Below are 19366 nucleotides of genomic sequence, written 5' to 3' on the forward strand. Positions count from 1 at the left end.
TCTCCTTTAGGCGTTTTCGACGCGAAGAATGCTGGTAAACCGTGTCACTGCCTGCGAAGCGTTATTCAACTCATCAATAGTGTTTTGCAGGTCGGCATACACTGCCTCGTGTGTTGTCACCGTGAGATAGCAGGTGTTTTCTTTGCCGTCGTTCTCATTTTCCTGGGAGACATCGCTAATGGACACGTTATTTTTTGCGAACACTCCCATAATTGCATGCAGTACACCAACGGAATCTTGCACAACCATCTTCAACTGGTAACGAGATGTTGCCTTACTGCCGTCCAAAATCGGGGTGTCTCCGTACACGAGTTCACGCGGGGCAAAACCGCCGTTTGCTTTGTGATTTGCGGCGGCAACAAGGTCGGAGAGAACCGCAGAGGCTGTGGGTGCCCCGCCCGCGCCGGGCCCATAGAACATGAGCCGATCCGCAGCTTCGCCCTCGACCACAATCGCGTTGTAGGCGCCACGAATATTTGCGAGCGGATGCGCATTAGGGATAAGTGCAGGGCCGACGAATAACTCGATTCCATCCTCACGACGTTTTGCACTCGCCACCAATTTCACCGTGTAGTTATTCGCTTTTGCGGAAGCAATAATTCCGGGGGTGATACCGCGAATACCTTCTGTGGGAACATCGCTCAAGCTCACGCGAGTATGGAAAGCGAGGGAGGCAAGGAGGGCACATTTTGCGGCGGCGTCGAAACCATCCACGTCTGCCGTCGGGTCTGCTTCAGCGAACCCGAGTTCCTGCGCTTTCTTTAAGGCGACCTCGTAACTCAAGCCCTTCGTCGTCATTTCGTCGAGAATATAATTTGTGGTTCCGTTAACGATACCCAACACGTGTGTGATGCGGTCACCGGACAGCGATTCTCGCAAACCGTAGACGACGGGAACTGCGCCACCAACCGCAGCTTCATAATATAAATCGACTTGCGCTTCATCTGCGGCGTCGTGAAGTTCGGGGCCGTATTCGGCAAGCAGTGCCTTGTTTCCGGTGACGACACTCGCGCCGTTCTTGAAGGCTTCAAGGATGTATTCGCGCGCGGGGTGGATTCCGCCCATCAGTTCAATCACTACATCTGCCTGGCGGATAATGGAATAGGCGTCTGTTGTCAGGAGCTCGGAAGGAATGTCCCAGTCGCGTTGAGAGTTGATATTGCGCACAGCCACACCGATAAGCGTGAGTTTTGCACCCGCGCGAACATTAAGTTCATCTTGATGGACGGTGAGCAACCGCGCTACCTGCGCACCAACTGTTCCTGCGCCCAAAAGGGCTATTTTGACTTCCTGCACCTTGACTCCTTGATTTTTCGGATACGGGGTATCGTCAGACGCATTAGGCTAGGGCTGACGTTGCGCTATTCGCGACGGAAAAGCACGCATATCACAACAAGACATTCACTCATCTCGACGGATAAGCACGTGATGTTGCAATAAACGAGCCACGCGCATCACGATAACGAACCGCGTCCATTGCGAAAACGAACCACTCCCGCCAGATTAGCAGACTGCGCCCGAATGTTCAGATACGGGGATATATTAGCGAATTCGGGGCATCGGCGCAGTAGTGCCCGCCACCGGTTACACTTAGTTCTGTGTGTATTATGCGGTTTTTTACAGATATGTGCGTCCAAGAATCGCACAATGTGAACACGCGCGTCACTAAAATTGGCTGTTTATACCGGGTTGTTGGGAAGTGAGATTCTTATGGGAACTAAATTCATAGGACATGTTGAACTTGGTTGCGAGCCGAAAAAAATTATTGTGCCCATTATGCCTGTACATGCCGAAGATATTGGGGGTCTTGTTCGCGGTGCTGAAACCGCGGGTGCGGATATTATTGAGTGGCGTATTGATTTTTGGGGCGACGTTCGAGGCTTGAGTGGCTCGAGCAATAGTGTTGAAGTGGCTGAGGCCGAAGGCGCAGAGGTGGCGAGCGATGCCCTTGAGAAAACGCATCCAAGAACAGACACAACGACAACAAACGCGCATCATAGCATTATAAAAGCTGCTGGGCGTATTCGTCGCCTCACCTCTATCCCGATTCTTGCCACGTGTAGGACATCGCTGGAAGGCGGGCAAACAAGCCTAACGGATTCCGCTTACGAAAACCTTCTTCATGCGCTCATAACATGCGGACATATTGACGCCATTGACGTCGAATTTTTCTCCTACCCGGATGTGTGGGATAAAGCGCGCCAGTGGGCTAAGGAAGCTGGCATCACAACTATTGCTTCCCACCACAATTTTGACCATACACCTCAGGAACTAGAGATTCTCAATCGCCTGGCAACCATGGAAGAAGGCGGGGCAGATATTGCAAAAATCGCTGTTTTTCCACACGGATACACAGACGTATGCACACTCTTGAGCGCCACGGCAACGGCAGCGAAATACATGGACATCCCCATCATCACCATGGCTATGGGGCATGTAGGAATGATGTCGCGCTTAATGCCCACCGCCTTTGGAAGCGTCGCAACCTTCGGGAGCGCGGGGCAGGTATCTGCGCCCGGGCAAGTCGACGCTAAAGAAATGCGCGACATATTAACACTCACCGAAAAGCTCTAAACGCTTAGACTCGTTTTAGGCTTGGTAATCGGCGTCGAGCGCCAGTTGATCCGCCACAGTTTCGCGACGAATCAACACGCGCGAAGAACCGTCGTGAACAGCAACAACACCCGGGCGTGACAACATATTGTAGTTGGACGCCATCACTCGCCCATAAGCACCCGTCGCCGGAGTTGCAAGAATATCGCCAGCCGTAACGTCCGCAGGCAACTCGACATTGTGAACAACAATATCGCCGGATTCGCAGTGCTTACCCACAACACGGGAAAGCGTACCCTCACCACGAGCCTCGCGGTTCGCAACCGCAACCGTATATTGCGCATCGTATAGTGCGGGACGAATATTATCGGACATGCCTCCGTCAACAGAAACGTAGCGACGCGAATGCGTATCGTCGAGTTGAACGTTTTTCGTCGTACCAACGGTGTAAAGAGTCAAACCGGCTGGGCCAACAATGCTTCGCCCAGGTTCAATGGAGACCAGAGGATGCGCAATTCCTGTTTTTTCACCATGTGCGCGTACGACGGTGGCAAGCAGTTCAGCGTAGGCTTCCGGTTCGGGTGGCGTCGCATCGGCACCTGTGTAACGAATACCGTAACCGCCACCCAAGTCGAGCTCCGGAACAGTGCAAGCCAACTCGTTGTGGATACACGCGCGCAAATCGAGAACCGCCTGCGCGGCAACAGAAAACGCATCCACGCTCAAAATCTGCGAACCAATATGGGAGTGGAGGCCAACAAGTTCAAGATGTGGGGATGCGACGGTTGCTTGCGCAGCCTCCCACGCCTGGCCAGCTTGAATAGATAAACCAAATTTTTGATCTTCGTGGGCTGTGGAAATAAATTCGTGGCCACCGGCATGAACGCCTGCCGTCACGCGCAACACAATATTTGCGCGCTTCCCCAGATTTTCCGCAATGCGTTCAACAAGACGCAATTCCGCCATCGAATCCACAACCATGTGGGAAATATTGTGTTCCAGCGCCATCATGATTTCGCGTTCAGACTTATTGTTGCCGTGAAGCCCAATATCGTGGCCTTTCGCTCCCGCCGCAAGAGCCGTGACAAATTCGCCTTCAGAGCAGGTATCCAACGCAAGCCCATCTTCCAACACCCAACGAGCAATACCCACGCTCATCAACGCCTTGCACGCATAGAAAACGCGAGCGCCCGCAAGGTCCGCGAAGGAGGTATTCATGGCAGCAACCCAGCGACGTGCGCGGGTGCGGAAATCTTCTTCGTCAATCACGTAGAGCGGAGTCCCGTAGGCGGCGACGAGCTGCGAAACTTTCACCCCACCTACCCTTAATTCGCCATTTGCGCGACGGACAGTGTGCGACCACGGGCCTGCCATGCTACCGTCCGGTTCGGGTGCGGGAAATGCGGGCTGAATGTCGTTGTGAGAATGGCTCATTGTTTCTCCTTGCACGTCGGTACGTCGGTCGGTTTTGCAAGCGGTTCGCCTGGAATTCTAGAATCCGCGAGGGTTTACCGCATTTTTGACAACACGCTGCGCCTTATTTTAAAGCAAAAAACGTAGCTCAGAAAAGATGTTCACTTCACGAAATCACGTTGCGCATTGAGTTCGCGAGTGCCAACGCACCATGCAAACCACCAAACAGGCAACATAATGACGCACCGCACACACAACGTAACCAAGCACGTAGGCGCGAGGCCGCGTACCTCCGCGAAAAACACACGAGGCGCCTTGAGCACACAGCACGTAGCCGCCTACCTACATTTTCTCGGGCGCGCTCACACCGAGCATCTCTAAACCGTTAGCGAGGACTTGGCGGGTTGCGTCGTTCACCCACAGGCGCGTGCGATGAAGATCCGTTACCTCTTCGTCCGCGCGAGGCGTCACGCGAGCCTTGCCGTACCAGGTGTGGTAGGCGCCGGCGAGCTCCTCTAAGTAGCGCGCAACCCTATGTGGCTCGCGCCCGGCACCCGCCAAACGCACAACCTCGGGGAAACGCGCCAACTGACCCAACAAATCCGAATCCGCCTGCTCCAAGAGTTCAGGGGTAAAGGCGTCCTCACGCTTCACTGCGTGTTCGTTCGCATTGCGCGCCACATTCACGGTACGCGCATGAGCATACTGCACGTAATACACGGGGTTTTCGTTGGTGTGGGAAGCCAGGAGATCCAGATCCAAATCCAGGCTCGTATCGACGGAAGCACGCACAAGCGAATAGCGCGCGGCGTCCACACCCACGGCGTCCACGAAATCTTCCAGCGTTACCACGGTGCCGGCACGCTTGGACATACGCACAGGTTGCCCGCCCTTCATGAGGTTCACGAGCTGGCCAATCATAATCTCCATATTTTCGCCAACCCCGGCAGTGTCCCCAAAGGCACGCGCCATGGCATACATGCGCCCGATATAGCCGTGATGATCCGCGCCCAGCATGTACACGCACTGATCCGCACCACGCGCGCGCTTATCCAAATAGTAGGCAAGATCGCCGGCAAAATACGCGGTTTCACCATCAGATTTCACGACGACACGGTCCTTATCGTCCCCATAATCCGTGGTGCGCAACCAGACAGCACCATCCTTATCGAAAACTTCACCACGCTCACGGAGTTTTTCAACGGCTACGCTCACCGCTCCTGAGGCATGCAAAGATTCCTCGTGGAAAAAGACATCAAAATCGGCACGGAAATTGTGGAGCGACTCCTTAATTTCCGCAAACATTAATTCCACGCCGCGCGCGCGGAAAACTTCCTGAGCCTCATCGTCCGGTAGCGTGCGCGGATCGGGCTCCCCCGCCTGTTCGCACTGCGAAATCACGGTGTGGGCAATGTCTGAAATATAGGTTCCGCCGTAACCGTCCTCGGGAATCTCGCGTCCATGAGCCGCCGCCAGGAGCGAGGCAGAAAAATTGTTGATTTGATTTCCGTGATCGTTGAAATAGTATTCGCGCACGACGGTTGAGCCGTTCGCCACCAAAACGCGCGCGAGAGTATCGCCCACGGCGGCCCAGCGTGCTCCCCCAATGTGGATGGGACCTGTCGGGTTCGCCGATACGTACTCGAGATTCACTGTTGTACCGGCACCGCTTGAGTTGGTGCCGTAGGCCCGGCCGGATTCGAGAATGGTTTGGGCGAGTTCGCCCGCGGCTCCGGCGGCAAGTGTGATGTTAATGAAGCCGGGGCCAGCGACCTCAACTTTGGCAACGCTTGGCTTGGTTTGGAGGCGTGTAGCGATAATTTCGGCTAGTTCGCGCGGTTTCATGCCGGCACGTTTCGCGAGTTGCATGGCAACGTTGCACGCCCAGTCGCCATGTTCACGGTTGCGAGGACGCTCAATTTTCACGGGAGGAATATCGCCCTCAAGAGCAATTTCGCCGGATTTTTTCACCTCACCAATAATGGAGGCCACAAGTTCACTTAATTCTTCTGGAGTCACGCCTTCCAGTTTACGTGTTTCGACGCGCCAGATGTATCGTTTGTGTTGTGTTGCCTACCGCATGCCGTGATTTTTTCTATGTACGACAACAGGTTTACCATTCTTCATTTTTACAACCCCCTCGCCTTTAACGGGAGAAAAGCACTTTCCAGTTTGCACGATTCCGCTTAAATACCGACTGCGTGGTAAAGTATGTGGGTGCGCCCCGATAGCTCAGGGGATAGAGCGTTCGCCTCCGGAGCGAAAGGCCGCAGGTTCGAATCCTGTTCGGGGCACAAAATTTTGGTACACGCCCACCCTATCCTTCAACCCGGCCATGCCGGAAACACCCTTTTGACGCACTCCACATGAGCTTCACACAGGTTCACGCAGGTTAAACCAGTCGCGCCAGAAACGCACATAAACACAGAAACAACCTGCCGTTTTCCGCAGTTCAACCCAGCCACCCCAGAAACACCCGAGCAAACTTTCCACATACTAAGATGAACGTTTCACAATATGGACTTATTGTTAGCCTAGACTCCATAAACTTCGCCATAGAACAAGCGCCACATATTAACATCGTGGTGACACGGCACTACAGCCGTCGTGCAATATGGTGGTTACACAATTTTATGGGCATACGCCCACATTCTGACTACATGAAAAGGAGCGCTTGTGGCTAAAGAACGCGTGCATTGGGATGGGGAACTGAACACGAAAGCCGTGGATCTCCTCCTTGAAGGTGGCAAAATTTGCGTCGTCCCCACAAAAGTTGGCTATATTATTGCAACAGCTGATTCTGAAGGCCTTGAACGTAAATTTGCCGTGAAGGATCGCAAGCGCAATAAGCCCGCCGTTGTCCTCATTGGTTCCATGGAAGAACTCGACGAACTCGCGGAAATGAACGACGAGATCCGCGATTACTACCAGAAGCACTGGGATCGCGATATCCTCATGGGATGCATTCTCCCCTGGAAAGAATCCGGACTCAAGTACATTCCCGAAGAGGGCGATGCTAAACAACTTGTGCGCGACGCCCGTGGCACCTCATGCTTCGTCGTGAAATACGGTAAAGCTGCCGAGCAGATTTCCAAGGAGCTGTGGGAAAAAGAAAAGAAGCTCATGTTTGCCTCCTCCGCAAATCCTTCCGGGCGCGGTAATCGCGGAAAGGTCGCCGGAATTGGTGAAAAGATCGATTCGGAAGCCGATCTCGTGATTGAGGCCGACGATTACGTCACCTCCATTCAGCCCAATGCTTCTGAGGAAACCCGCTGGGAGCAGGGCGTTATGGTCTCATTCGTCACCGAAGACGGCACTCTTATTCCCGAGCAAAAGGGTCAGCGCATGGTCACCCCGTGTCCGGTTCTTATCCGCAAGGGCGTGTATCTTCCGGAAATTCTCGAGATTCTGTCCGATTCCTTCCTCAGCTGGGATTTCCGCCAAGGATTCTACTACTAAAATCTCGCGTTAACCGCCGGCGCTAGCCACGGTGTACGACGATAATATCTGTGAGGTGGCACCTATATTGGGCGCCACCTTCATTTATGCTGTGACTGAGGCGGAATGCTGTGGTGTAGCATGTAGCATTTGTTCAAAAGCGTGATATAAGGTAACACAGATTAACCGCGTTGTATGGAAGAAATTACTCTGCACCGGCAGGGCTAATCCCGCAACGGGCGATTAACTCCAACTTTACATTCAGACTATTCCGCACCCGCGGGGCGAATCATCATTTTCGCTATCGCGGTTTGGTCACTCCGGATTACTCAGCGCCCGCGGGGCGAATTCCGAGCCACTGATTCCAGCCGTTGTGCAGAACCAGCCAAGCCATTAAACCGTAGCCGGCTTGCCGGGGCGTATAGCCACCGCTCACTTCCATATCGGTATTCCACTGTTCATGATCCACGAGTGGCGTGAATGTATCAACATAAATCAGCCCGCGCCTGTGGCACACATCCTTATAAGACTCCGACTGGCGCAACTGCACATCACGCGGAATATCCAAACGGGGAGGCGGACCAACAACAAAAGTCTTTACTTTCATCCGCTCTGCTCCGTCGAGAAGATTCGCAAGATGGAGACGAGTGCGAGCCATGGACTGCCCGCCTTGCGCATCCCGGCTACCCAAACCGATAACAAGCCTGCAATCAGCTTTTCTATCAATACGCAACCGCACTTCTTGTTCCCAACGCTGGGAAAGTTGCGCGGTATTTTCGCCCGGAACAGCAAGCGTTATCGGCGTAATCGGAGGATTTGTGAAGGTTCGAGCCATAACGCGCCCCGTCCACCCCAAGGCACGCGCATCTCCAAGTCCCGCAACTAATTCGTCGCCAATAAAAATGACTCGCATATCCGACACGTTAACCTCCTTTAACTTTCCTTATTTTACCGTGTGATTTAACTTTTCGTGAGAAACTCAATATATGTGCCCCAATGGCGTAACGCCTCACAGTACACACCCCAGAAAAAACCCTATAATGGGGACATCATGACTACTTTGGAAGCCATATGCTAGACGCAATCCTGCTCATATCAGCCGTACTACTAACTATCGGCACAGCAATTTTTGTGGCAGCGGAATTTTCCCTCGTCGCTCTCGACCCCGCAGCGCTTGAAGCCCGCGCAGAAGAAGACCCCCGCGTAGCCAACGTATCGAAACGTCTCCACCACCTCTCGCTTTTCCTCTCGGCATGCCAGGTAGGTATTACAGTTACGACGATTCTCCTCGGCTATGTTGCCCAAAGACCGTTAACTGACATTTTTTCGCGCTGGCTCGGCTCGGCCGGTATGGCAAAAACAGCGGCCGTTGCGGTTGCGGCAACACTTGCCTTTATCCTCATGAACCTTTTTTCCATGCTTTTCGGCGAGCTCGTTCCCAAAAATATGGCGCTGTCCGATCCGCTTAAAACCGCCAGCATGGTTGGCGGATCGCTCCACGTTTTCTCCATTTTGTTCAAACCCATTATTGTGTCCTTTAACGGCACAGCAAACTGGTTCCTTCGCAAAATCGGGATAGAACCCGCCGACGAAATATCCGGAGCCCGTAGCGCCCCCGAACTAGGTGCCCTCGTGCGCCAATCCGCCCAGGCCGGAACCCTGGAAGAATCCACGGCGGAACTCCTCACCGCCTCCATCGGCGTTGGAAACCTCACCGCAGTTGACGTGATGACGGATCGCGGGCGAGTCGCCTACCTTCCCGATACCGCAACAGCAGCAGATGTTATCGAAAAATCGAAACGAACCGGTTACTCGCGCTTCCCTGTGGTTGGCAAAGAAGGTCTGGACGATATTCGAGGTTTCGTCCACCTGCGCAAAGCCGTGGCGATTCCCTTTGAACGTCGCGCGGATGTAAGCATCACGTCCTCCTCCATCATGTTCGATGCCCCCGTCGTCCCAGAAACAATGGAAATGCCTGAACTTCTTGTGGAGCTACGCGATACGGGACTGCAGATGGCCGTCGTCGTCGACGAATATGGCGGAACCTCGGGAATCGTCACCCTTGAAGATACCGTGGAAGAAATTGTGGGAAATATTAGCGACGAACACGACCGACGTAATGTGAACGTTCGCCGTACTCCAGATGGTGGGTGGATTATTTCTGGGCGGTTGCGCCCCGACGAGGCATTCCGCGCCTGTGGTGTGCGTATCCCCGAGGAGGGACCTTACGAAACCGTGGGCGGTTTTATTATGACGGAACTTGACCGGATTCCTGAAGTTGGGGACGCGGTGGATACGGATGATGCCACGCTCACGGTTCGTTCCATGGACGGGATGCGGGTGGATCGCGTGGAGGTGCGTATCAATGAATAACGCTCTCGCCCTCCTCATCACCGTGTTGTTGCTTGCAGGGAACGGTTATTTTGTGGCCTGCGAATTTGCGTTGACGGCCTCGCGGGCCTCGCGCCTGGAACCTTTGGCGGAAACTAGCAAGCGCGCCGCGAAAGTGTTGAAAGCTACCCGAAATTTGAATGAAATGTTGGCGGCGTGCCAGCTCGGGGTGACGCTCTGTTCGGTGGCGCTCGGTGCGCTGGCGGAGCCCGTGATTGCGGGGCTTCTCCTTATCCCCTTCACTGCGCTTGGGTTGGGGTATGCGGTTGCGCATACGGTTGCCTTTGTTGTGGCACTGCTGTTGGTGACGGCTCTTCACGTGATTTTCGGTGAAATGGTGCCGAAAAATCTGTCTGTCACGCATCCTGAGCGCGTGGGCGTGTTGTTCGTTCCGAGCCTGCTTCTTTTCGCGAAAATTTTCCATCCCCTCACGTTCTGCCTCAACTGGCTGAGCATCCATATTGTGCGGTTATTTGGCATGAAGCCGAAGGATGAGGTTGTCTCCGCGTTTACGGCTCAAGAGGTTGCCAGTATTGTGGAGGCGAGCGAGGCGGCCGGGGTGCTCACGGATACGCAGGGGCTTATTTCGGGGGCTCTGGAGTTTTCCGAGCACCAGGTGTCCGACACGATGGTGAAAATGTCTGACGTGGTGACGTATGATGCGACAGCGACTCCTGAAGATATTGAACGCGGGGTTGCAGAGCACGGCTTTTCTCGTTTCGTTATTGTGAATGGCGAGAATATTCTCGGCTATGTTCACGTGAAGGATATTTTGGGAGTTGAGGAAAGTGCTCGCCGGAGCGCCATTCCGTATTGGCGGATTCGACGCATAGAAAATGTGCACGGAGAAGAAGAAGTTGAAGACGCTTTACGTTTAATGCAGAGAACCGGAACCCATATGGCGCGGGTTGTCGACGGGGCTGGTGGCACTCAAGGCATTATTTTCCTCGAAGACGTTATTGAAGATCTGGTTGGGGACGTGCGAGACACTATGCAACGTAGGAAACTTTAGCTGTTGGGCGGGAAATTCTAGCCGTGGCGGGGGCCAGGTTGCGTGATGTGGAAGTTCAGTTTGCGTGATGCGCCGGCCACCTTGCGACAACCCTGGATGATTGCTGAAAAATTGCTACTAGAACTCACTATGTGCTAAAAAGACCTATAGTGAAGTGCCCTACCCGAGACGTGAAGAAATACGATTTTCCGCGCTGAAAATAATCCGTTTTTTGTTGGAAAATCAAGGGTTGCGGCACTCTGTGCGGGGGAGATGAGGCCTTCATGTGTCGCAAATATAACGGTTGCATAACACACGAAGTCCAACTAGTTTAGATAGAGTTAGAACGTGTTGAAAAGACTCCGAGATGGAGAACACGCGCAGAACGGAGAAATGTGGGAAAGCATAAGGGTGAAGTGTATAAGTCTCGTAGGCTTGCACTTTCGCAACCACGGGTTGGCGAAAGTGCCACCACCGCATCCCTTCGTCCTGCCCGCAGAGCTTCACGGGCTCTCGTTGAAGAACCAAAAGAAACGATTAGCGTAACCCAGCCCAAAAGATCGCGTCGTGCTCTACAAGAACTTAATAAACCCGTAGAAACCAGCGCGAATACTCCAACGATTTCATTATCGAAAAATACTGAGCGCGGGCGTCGCAAAAATACCGGAGTTCGCGCAACGCAACATCCTGCAACGCAACATAAAGAAACAATTTCTCGTCAAGCTGTCTCCCGTGGTTCGCGAGCCAAGCGTGTCGAAGAAAATAGCGCACTTGTTACGGAACTCGTCGAAAAAACACGCGTAGCAAAACGCGCAGAAAAAACCGAGAAAATAGCTCCTCAACCTCCTACACCAAACGACACTGCGGGCAAAATTTTTGCTTCTGCGAAAAATGTCGGACGTCGGGCGCGTCAAGATGTGGGTGGCAAGACTCCCCAACAAACATCTCCACGCTATGCGCAAGATGACAACTCTCAAAAAGCGACACTACGGGCGGTAAAAGATACACCTTCGCACCAGACTGACGCACCTCTCACTACACGTAACATCCGTAACAACAACGAAATCGTTAAGAACGCAGTACAACGCGAGGCCGAAAAAACTCCGGTGCGCGCAATCGAGGTCGTTGATTCGCAAGTCGCTTCACGTGTTGCTTCCAGTACGGATACAAAACCAGTTTCACGTGTAGCCTCAGAAACGGACATAAAACCGGTTTCAAACGCAACCTCAGAAACGGATACGCAAGCGGTTTCACGCGCTACTTCAAACACCGATATAAAACCGGTTTCACGTGCTATTTCCAATACGGATATAAAAGCAGTTTCAAACGTAGCTTCAGAAACGAATACGAAACCGGTCTCGCGCGCAACCTCAGAAATGGATATAAAGCCGGTTTCCCGTGCTGCATCCACCCCCGATATTAAAGCAGTTGCCCGCCCAGCCTCTAGCGTTGCTAGTCCGGATTCGCCGTTGCGTGTCGCAATGAGTAGCGAACCGATTACGCAAAAAATTTGTATTGGGAAACGCGTTGTGAAGGACGTCGTCGAACATAAAGATGAAAAGAAACTTCTAGACGTACAGATTCACACCGTCCGAGAAAATGCGTCGGTTGTCCAAAAACATCGTTTTTTGTTTACGCCACATAATATCGGCGTCGCCGCGACGGTTGTGGGTCTTGGGCTTGCGGTTCCCGTGTTGACAACGATGACGGGTAACGCTGCGGAAAATTTGACTCCCTCTTTGGTGCCTACGGAAACCTCAACCACGGGCTTGCCGAAACAGTTAACGGCGAATAATTCCGTCGAGGCAGTCGCGAAAGCACATGATGCGCAACAAAACCCGGTTCCGCAAAGCCAACAGACTTCCGGGGCGTCCGGGAATCGTGGCGCCTTTGCGATTCCGACCGAAGATGTAATTGTGTGGCCCCTACAGCAGGGTGTTTATCGCTACACTTCGCCGTTCGGTTATCGAATCCATCCTATTTTCGGGAAACGCGCCATCCATACCGGGCAAGATATGGCGGCGCCTATGGGTACGCCTATCCACGCGGTGGCAGACGGTGAAGTTCAACATGCGGGTGCCGGTACTGAGGGTTACTCGAACAATCTCATTATTATTAAGCACACGGTTCGCGGAGAAACGTTCTACACGTATTACATTCACATGTACGACGACGGCGTTTTCGTAAAACCTGGGGATAAGGTGAAGGCCGGGGATGTGATTGGGGCTGTTGGTTCAAACGGAAATTCGACGGGACCACATCTTCATTTTGAGGTTCATAATGCGCAGAATGAACCGGTTGAGCCACTCGGCTTCCTTACATCACATAACGCTCTGCAACTGAACGAACTCGGTATCCACAATTAAGGAACGGTGCTTGTGATGCTGAGGAGTGAAAGACGTGGCTAACACAAGCAAGGCAGTTGCAGGAATCACACGTGCAACCCTGGTTATTCACCACAGTAGTTGCTGGCGATAGGCGAGGTGGATATGGCTAGGGTTTACAATATTGGTTCGCAACCGGTGATTATTGCTCATCGTGGAGGGGCCGCGGAATTTACCGAAAATTCGATCGAGGCTTTTCAACATACGGTCGCGCAAGGATTCCGTTTCATCGAATCCGATGTTCATGCAACCCGTGACGGCATCCCTGTAATCCACCACGATCCTGTTATTCGTGGCGAGGGCGGCACGGAACTCTTAGCGATAAATACGTTGACCTGGAAAGAACTGCAACGCTTTCAGGACAGCGATGGAACTCTTCCTCGCCTGGAAGATGTTCTAGATGCATTTCCCGATGTGGTGTTTAATTTAGATGCGAAAAGCGACGAGGCAGTGGAACCTTTGGCGCGGGCGATTCGGCACACCTCCTGCGAGAAGCGCGTGTGTTTGGCAAGTTTTAAGCAGAAACGTATTGATCAGATGCGGGCGCTTGTTCCCGGCGCGGCTTTTTCTTTGGGAACGAGCGAGGTTGCTCGCCTTGTTCTTCGTTCAAAATTTCCACGACGAAAAACTGACCTAAGCCCCCGTTTTCCTCATCCCGATCGTGGTTTTCAGGCTCTTCAAATTCCTGTGGATATGCGTATCGCCGTGCCGGGAAAGTTGGGTGAATATATTTATACGACGGTGAAAGTTGCAACTCCGGAATTAGTGCGTTTTGCCCACGCGCAGGGGCTTGCCGTGCATGTGTGGACGATTAATAGTGAACGTGAGGCGCAAGGCCTCATTGATATCGGTGTGGACGGAATCATTACGGACATTCCGATAAAAATGCGCACCCACTTTTTGGATTCGGGTGTGGAGATCGATTATTGATTATGTTTCTCCTGCCATCTCTCCTAGCGACAGGCAATTCAAAAACAACCTGAACAAAAGAAAGGGGACCGGCAACGCCGATCCCCTCCCCGAATCTTTAGGTATTCGGGCGCTTACCATGATTCGCCTTTTTCTTACGGCGATCACGGCGCATACGTCCACGCTTGCTCATTTTTACTCCTCTAGTTCAACGCCCGAAAAATAGGCACGCGGATATTCTACCGAAAAACCTCCGCACACACAGTTTTCTGGCGAAAATGTAATGAACGTCTTGTTTCAGTCGCTTCATGCGAAACCAAACTTCCTCACTCAAACACGCATTGGGTGGATAACCACGCTTCACTCTGCCCACATCTCGCCGTCCACACCTCTTCCCCATCGCGCAAGAAAGCTAACGTGTTTCGCGGGCGAATCGCCGCGCACCGTCGTCGTACACAAAATTAACTCGTCGTGCGACGATAAACCTCAATCTGGCTCACAATACGCGCCCGCAACGTACTTGGCGCCTGTTCTTGGCAACATCTGCGCAAAATCTCACGGACATGCGATTCCGCCTCGGTACGCTCCGCACATTCAGGACACCCCGAAACATGCGCATTCAAACGCGACTCTTGAACCTCGGAAAGCTGGCGGTCCACATACTCGAAAAGCTGGTCGACAATATCGTCACAACAACATGGCGATACATCGGGCGAATCCAAAGAATTACCAGACTCTTCAAGCGTGGACTCCAACCACCTACGCATTTCTTCGCTCACTTTTTCTCCTTCGCCACGCCCGCCGTTGCCGCCCCCTGAGGGGCAGATTTTTTCGCACCACGAGCTTTTTTCCCATAGCCAAGCTCACGCGCATAATCCGCTAAAAGTTCTCGAAGCTGCTTGCGCCCGCGGTGGAGGCGGGACATCACGGTGCCAATCGGCGTTTCCATAATGTCCGCGATTTCCTGGTACGCAAACCCCTCAATATCGGCCAAGTACACCACCATGCGACGATCTTCCGGAAGCTTGCTCATCGCATCACGAATCTCGGATTGAGGTAAGTTTTCCAACGCCTCAGCTTCCGCGCTCATCATCCCCGTGGAGTGATGCGACGCCGCCCTGTATTCTTGCCAGTCCTCAATTTCCGAGGCATGCGTCTGTTGCGGTTGACGTTGCGCTTTCCGATAATTCGAAATAAACGTGTTGTTGAGAATTCGGTAGAGCCACGCCTTTAAATTCGTTCCCGGTTTGTACTGGTGAAAAGCCGAAAACGCCTTAGCGTAGGTGTCCTGAACCAAATCTTCAGCATCGGCAGGATTGCGGGTGAGCCTCATGGCAGCGCCATAAAGTTGGTCGAGGAAGGGAATTGCGTCCTTTTCAAAACGCGTGGCTCGCTGAGCTTGCGTTTCTTCCGGTGCGGATCGTTGAATGTCTGTGGTCATCATGTATAGATTACCTGTTCCGTGCCGTAGGGGCATTTCTTTTTCCGACGACGTATTATGTCGATGGTGAATTATGTGCGAAAACTGCGGAAATTCCGTTGCTTTCATAATGTTTAACGAGTTGTGGACAATTTTATTCCGACATGTGGCGCGTATCGCGCGTCCCGTTCGCATGGGTTTTCTTAACTCCAAATTTCGACACCGTTGCGTTGCGTGTCCCGTTCGCGCATGTGTTGCATTGCCCGTCGTGCCCGGCGTCTGTTGTTCTTTTTTCTCGACGACGATACGCGCTTTTCGTCGTCGTTACGTTGTGGTGATAGTTCCCGTGCTATCCACAAAAGTTTCCACATGTCCTCGTTAGCTGGTGATATCTTTACGCCGGTGGGAATAGTTACCGGATAGAACTCACATTTTTCGCTCTCATAGGGCAAAATTAATCCATGGGACTTATTCGTATGATTGCGCGCCCCGCATTGGCTGCGCCATTTATTCTTCAGGGCTTTTCCGCGTTGCGTCACCCTGCCAAAAACCGTGAACAGGTTGACAACGTTGGTGTTTTCATTAGCGCCATCGACGAAGATATTTCCGATAAAAAGAAAGATATGATTATTCGCGCAACCGGGGTAGTCCAGGTAGTTGCTGGTGTTTTGTTGAGCGTCGGAAAATTCCAGAAATTATCGGGGGCTGTGTTAGCAACAACCCAACTGCCGATTGCCTTGGGTAAGAATCCCGTGTGGGCTGTTGCCGATGAAGATGCTCCACAGGCACGCGAAGGCCTTGTTACTTCGCTTGCCCTGGCAGGCGGAGCCCTTCTTGCTGTGGCAGACAATAAAGGACGTCCTTCGCTCGGATACCGCTACCATGCGTGGAAAAATCACCGTCAGGAAGCGAAGGAAGCTGGACATGATACTAACTAGCGAAGCTCAAGCGCTAACGAAACTCGCTAACTACCGAAAATCAGGCACTAACGAAGCTTGCTAACTAGCGAAAATCAAGCACTAGCGAAGATTAATAACTAGCGAAATTCACTAACTAGCGAAACTCGTCGATTACCCAAATATTTCACACGAAACGGGACAATATTTAACAGTATTCAACAGTACTCAAAGGAGACCAGGAATAATTTATGACTTCACTTTGGCCTTCCCCGCACCACCCCACCCCCGTCAATGGAACAGTTTTCGTTCCGGGTTCCAAATCTCTTATGGCGCGATACATGATTATCGCCGCTATGGGCGATAAGCCCAGCGTTATTCACGCTCCACTGAGAGCTCGCGATACGTATCTTATGGCGGACGCCCTGCGCGCCCTGGGAATCGGTGTCGAATGGAGCCAGGGTAGCGACGAGTCCCACGATGTTTTAACCATCACCCCAAGAGTTATGCGTAGCGCAAGCATCGAGGCGGGTTTAGCGGGCACCGTGATGCGTTTCGTTCCACCACTTGCAGCTCTTATTGACGGAACCGTACATATTGATGGCGACGAAGCCGCGCGTGTACGTCCTATGGGGCCAGTGGTTACGGCATTGCGCGAACTTGGCGTAGAAGTGGAGGCGGTAACGCTTGCGGACGGCACAACCGTGCTACCCGTTACCGTTTACGGCGTTGGGCGGGTTGAAGGCGGAGAATTAAATATTGATTCCTCGGCTTCATCACAGTTCATTTCCGCTCTCCTTTTGGCGGCACCCCGCTTTGAACGCGGACTTCACCTGCGTTCTGTCGGCGAAAAAATTCCTTCCACACCACATCTTAAAATGACGGTTGACGTGTTGCGCCGAGCTGGAATTACCGTGGAAGAATTTAGTCGAGATGGGAAACTTATAACCAACACCTCAATGACGTCCGAAGGAACACAGCCACTAACCGGCACAGATATGTCACCTTTAAACGACAGCAAGGGTACCGCAACAGCGAAAAATGTTCACGGTGGGACAACTGTTTGCGTTGGGAAAACTCAAGGCGAGGAACACGCAAGGTGTTCCCAGCAAGATTCTCGCGTTCCTTCTGCGGCAAACCCCGCCACAGAAGAACCAGCCGTGCAGTGGCGTGTTCACCACGGTGTGCCACATCTGGGAAGCGTCGTTGTGGAACCAGATTTATCGAACGCATCGCCTTTCTTGGCGGCAGCAATGGTAACAGGCGGAACCGTTTCGATTCCAAACTGGCCAGAACACACAACCCAACCGGGAGCGCAAGCCGCGCCTATTTTTGAATCCATGGGCGCCACTATTTCCTTTGAAAAAACCGGTCCCGGTGTTGGAACACTAAGCCTCACCGGCCCGGAAAAAATACGCCCACTGGATCGCGATCTCGCAGACGTTGGAGAACTCACCCCAACATTAGCGGCCGTCTGCGCCCTTGCTGAAGGTAGTAGCCGCCTGCGAAATATCGGGCAACTTCGAGGGCACGAAACAAACCGTTTAGCGGCCATTACAACCGAGTTGAACAAACTTGGCATCACCGCGTATGAAGAAGGCGACGACATCATTATTCTCGACCCGAGCCAAGCCCTTCACGCCTGGAATTCCACGCAATCTAGCGCCCAACTAGCAAGCTACGAGGATCATCGTATGGCAACATTCGCGGCAATTCTTGGGTTACGATTCGAGAATATCGTCGTCGAAAATATTGAAACAACGTCGAAAACTATGCCACGCTTCGCAGATATGTGGAAAGAACTTCTCGGTGGGTAAACGCGACACTGGAACCGATGATCCCCGCGTGAAAGTGAGGCCAGGGAGGGGGTCGCGACCACGCACAAAAATTCGGCCGGATTATTCTTCGCGCCCGCTCGGAACCGTCAAAGCTGTTGATCGCGGGCGCTATACGGTGGTGATGGAGTCCGGCACTGAGGTTATGGCGGTTAAGGCGCGCGAACTCGGGCGTGGCGCTATCGTTGTTGGCGACCGTGTGCGGGTAACCGGCGATATTTCGGGGGCAAAAGACACGCTGGCGCGAATTGTGCTTATTGAGGAGCGTTCCTCGCAACTCACGCGCTCCACAGAGGAGGGCGACGGACGAGAGCGAACAATTGTGGCGAACGCTGACATTATGGCTATCGTGGTTGCTCTTGCGCAGCCCGAGCCGAAAACCGGGATGATTGACCGCTGTTTAGTGGCGGCGAGCGATGCTGGGATGCGCCCCATTATTGTGATGACAAAACACGATTTGGGGAGCGACGATGCTTTGCGTGCTCACTACGAGCCCCTGGGAATTCGCATGTTCACGCTTGCTTTTGAAGGTGAGGGCGCAGATGAGAACGCAACCAGGGGCGCTAACAAGGGTGCAGACGTTTCCGCCCTGACGCACGGCTGCGCCACCGTCGTCGAAAAAACCGAGGAGCAACGTCTCGAATTAGAAGCCGAGCTTTCCGGGAAAACCACCGTGCTCATCGGACATTCGGGGGTGGGAAAATCCACTCTTCTTAATCACCTTGTTCCCGAAGCGGACAGGCTCACAGGAAGCGTTAACGCGACGACGGGAAAGGGGCGCCACACCTCAGTTTCGGCCGTATCCTTCACTTTGCCGGGGGGCGGGAGGTTGATTGACACCCCTGGTGTGCGCAGTTTCGGGCTGGCACACGTAGATGCGCAAGGGATATTGCACGGTTTTTCGGAACTGGAAGAGATTACCGAGGAGTGTCCGCGCGGATGCACACATGAAGAAGGCGAACTGGAATGCGAGCTGGATTCGCCCCAGGTGCAGGGAATTTCGCGCCTCCGCGAGCGCGCAGCGTCTTTCCGGCGCTTGCTTAATGAGCGTAGCTTGGAAGAGTGGGAAAAGTAGCGGGCTTGTCCCCCGAAAACCCGCCGAAGCTCAAAAGAGCGTAGCTTGTAAGAGCGGGAAA

Annotated in this window: 16 protein-coding genes and 1 tRNA gene; 10 read left to right on the forward strand and 7 right to left on the reverse strand. The window is 53.0% G+C overall.

The annotated features are described in order from the left end of the window. Positions 1 to 6 precede the first annotated feature (6 nt). On the reverse strand, positions 7 to 1296 hold the full coding sequence (locus tag G445_RS0104805; RefSeq protein ID WP_022866418.1) for a homoserine dehydrogenase: 1290 nt from the start codon (positions 1294 to 1296) through the stop codon (positions 7 to 9). A gap of 414 nt (positions 1297 to 1710) precedes the next feature. Between G445_RS0104805 and aroD the strand changes: the two genes are divergently transcribed. Continuing rightward, positions 1711 to 2574, forward strand: coding sequence for a type I 3-dehydroquinate dehydratase (gene aroD, locus G445_RS10835; RefSeq protein WP_022866419.1), 864 nt, complete (start codon positions 1711 to 1713; stop codon positions 2572 to 2574). 15 nt (positions 2575 to 2589) lie between these two features. On the opposite strand, the gene lysA is transcribed toward aroD, so the two are convergent. Together lysA and argS are read right to left on the reverse strand one after the other, a co-directional pair. Next, on the reverse strand, positions 2590 to 3987 hold the full coding sequence (gene lysA / locus G445_RS0104815; protein ID WP_022866420.1) for a diaminopimelate decarboxylase: 1398 nt from the start codon (positions 3985 to 3987) through the stop codon (positions 2590 to 2592). A 321-nt stretch (positions 3988 to 4308) separates the two neighbouring features. After that, positions 4309 to 5985 carry an arginine--tRNA ligase gene (gene argS / locus G445_RS0104830; protein ID WP_022866423.1) on the reverse strand — a complete coding sequence of 559 codons (1677 nt, stop codon included), beginning with the start codon at positions 5983 to 5985 and terminating at the stop codon, positions 4309 to 4311. A 202-nt stretch (positions 5986 to 6187) separates the two neighbouring features. On the opposite strand from argS, the gene G445_RS0104835 reads away from it, so the two are divergent. Beyond that, a tRNA-Arg gene (locus G445_RS0104835) sits at positions 6188 to 6260 on the forward strand. A 382-nt stretch (positions 6261 to 6642) separates the two neighbouring features. After that, positions 6643 to 7425 carry an L-threonylcarbamoyladenylate synthase gene (locus tag G445_RS0104840; RefSeq protein WP_022866424.1) on the forward strand — a complete coding sequence of 261 codons (783 nt, stop codon included), beginning with the start codon at positions 6643 to 6645 and terminating at the stop codon, positions 7423 to 7425. A 304-nt stretch (positions 7426 to 7729) separates the two neighbouring features. Here the strand turns inward: G445_RS0104840 and G445_RS0104845 are convergent, their stop codons facing one another. Beyond that, positions 7730 to 8326: a GDSL-type esterase/lipase family protein gene (locus tag G445_RS0104845; RefSeq protein WP_022866425.1), complete on the reverse strand. Its 597-nt coding sequence runs from the start codon at positions 8324 to 8326 to the stop codon at positions 7730 to 7732. Between the two features lie 149 nt (positions 8327 to 8475). Here G445_RS0104845 and G445_RS0104850 point away from each other — a divergent pair, with 149 nt between their 5' ends. The 4 genes from G445_RS0104850 to G445_RS09780 all read left to right on the forward strand — a co-directional run bounded on the left by G445_RS0104850 (position 8476) and on the right by G445_RS09780 (position 14100). After that, complete coding sequence (locus tag G445_RS0104850) at positions 8476 to 9777, forward strand: hemolysin family protein (RefSeq protein WP_022866426.1); 1302 nt, start codon at positions 8476 to 8478, stop codon at positions 9775 to 9777. Further along, positions 9770 to 10807 carry a hemolysin family protein gene (locus tag G445_RS0104855; protein ID WP_022866427.1) on the forward strand — a complete coding sequence of 346 codons (1038 nt, stop codon included), beginning with the start codon at positions 9770 to 9772 and terminating at the stop codon, positions 10805 to 10807. Before G445_RS0104850 ends, G445_RS0104855 begins: the two co-directional genes overlap by 8 nt. 374 nt (positions 10808 to 11181) lie before the next feature. After that, positions 11182 to 13152 carry a M23 family metallopeptidase gene (locus G445_RS10840; protein WP_022866428.1) on the forward strand — a complete coding sequence of 657 codons (1971 nt, stop codon included), beginning with the start codon at positions 11182 to 11184 and terminating at the stop codon, positions 13150 to 13152. Between the two features lie 123 nt (positions 13153 to 13275). Next, on the forward strand, positions 13276 to 14100 hold the full coding sequence (locus G445_RS09780) for a glycerophosphodiester phosphodiesterase family protein (protein ID WP_022866429.1): 825 nt from the start codon (positions 13276 to 13278) through the stop codon (positions 14098 to 14100). Positions 14101 to 14197: 97 nt separating this feature from the next. Here G445_RS09780 and G445_RS12075 read toward each other — a convergent pair whose 3' ends face one another. From G445_RS12075 to G445_RS09785, 3 genes are all read right to left on the reverse strand, one after another. Then, positions 14198 to 14272 (reverse strand): 50S ribosomal protein bL37, encoded by a 75-nt coding sequence (locus G445_RS12075; RefSeq protein ID WP_371926738.1) that lies wholly within the window; start codon positions 14270 to 14272, stop codon positions 14198 to 14200. A 268-nt stretch (positions 14273 to 14540) separates the two neighbouring features. Continuing rightward, complete coding sequence (gene rsrA / locus G445_RS0104870; RefSeq protein ID WP_022866430.1) at positions 14541 to 14858, reverse strand: mycothiol system anti-sigma-R factor; 318 nt, start codon at positions 14856 to 14858, stop codon at positions 14541 to 14543. Next, entirely contained in the window at positions 14855 to 15523 is a 669-nt protein-coding gene (locus G445_RS09785) for a sigma-70 family RNA polymerase sigma factor (RefSeq protein WP_022866431.1), read from the reverse strand. Before G445_RS09785 ends, rsrA begins: the two co-directional genes overlap by 4 nt. A gap of 437 nt (positions 15524 to 15960) precedes the next feature. Here G445_RS09785 and G445_RS0104880 point away from each other — a divergent pair, with 437 nt between their 5' ends. From G445_RS0104880 to rsgA, 3 genes are all read left to right on the forward strand, one after another. Next, entirely contained in the window at positions 15961 to 16437 is a 477-nt protein-coding gene (locus G445_RS0104880; protein WP_022866432.1) for a DoxX family membrane protein, read from the forward strand. A gap of 209 nt (positions 16438 to 16646) precedes the next feature. Beyond that, on the forward strand, positions 16647 to 18212 hold the full coding sequence (locus tag G445_RS11910; protein WP_022866433.1) for a 3-phosphoshikimate 1-carboxyvinyltransferase: 1566 nt from the start codon (positions 16647 to 16649) through the stop codon (positions 18210 to 18212). Then, on the forward strand, positions 18205 to 19305 hold the full coding sequence (gene rsgA, locus G445_RS0104890) for a ribosome small subunit-dependent GTPase A (RefSeq protein ID WP_022866434.1): 1101 nt from the start codon (positions 18205 to 18207) through the stop codon (positions 19303 to 19305). Before G445_RS11910 ends, rsgA begins: the two co-directional genes overlap by 8 nt. The last annotated feature ends 61 nt before the right edge of the window (positions 19306 to 19366 follow it).

Source organism: Actinotignum urinale DSM 15805, assembly GCF_000420445.1.
GTDB classification, from domain to species: domain Bacteria; phylum Actinomycetota; class Actinomycetes; order Actinomycetales; family Actinomycetaceae; genus Actinotignum; species Actinotignum urinale.